Below are 391 nucleotides of genomic sequence, written 5' to 3' on the forward strand. Positions count from 1 at the left end.
ATGTTGAGCTGCTGCTCGGCGTTGTTGCGCTCGGCGCTCAGGCGGCCCAGTTCGCGGGCGGCCTCGTCGGTGCTATCCTTGGCCAGGCCGATCAGCATGTCCAGTGGCAATTGGCTAGGCATAGGCCTCCCTCGTTTCCAGGCTGAGCTGCAGTTGATCGATGGCCGTGCCATAGTCCACGCTGTCGCCGATGTTCTGCTGCAGGTATACTTCCAGGCGCGGATAGCGCGCAATCGCGTCTTCGAGCTGCGGATCGGCGCCGGCCACGTATACGCCGACCGAGATCAGGTCGCGGTTGCGCTGGTAGCGCGACAGGATCTGCTTGAAGCGGCGCACCTGCTGGAATTGCTCGGTCGTGATCAGCGAGGTCATGTCGCGCGAGATCGAGGCT

1 pseudogene is annotated in these 391 nt (G+C 63.4%); it reads right to left on the reverse strand.

Annotated elements, in window-relative coordinates:
• Nucleotides 1–114: 114 nt before the first annotated feature.
• Nucleotides 115–391, reverse strand: a pseudogene (locus ERX29_RS10870) (hypothetical protein); the annotation flags it as partial.

The sequence above is a fragment of the Macrococcus lamae genome, assembly GCF_004359545.1.
Lineage (GTDB): Bacteria > Bacillota > Bacilli > Staphylococcales > Staphylococcaceae > Macrococcus > Macrococcus lamae.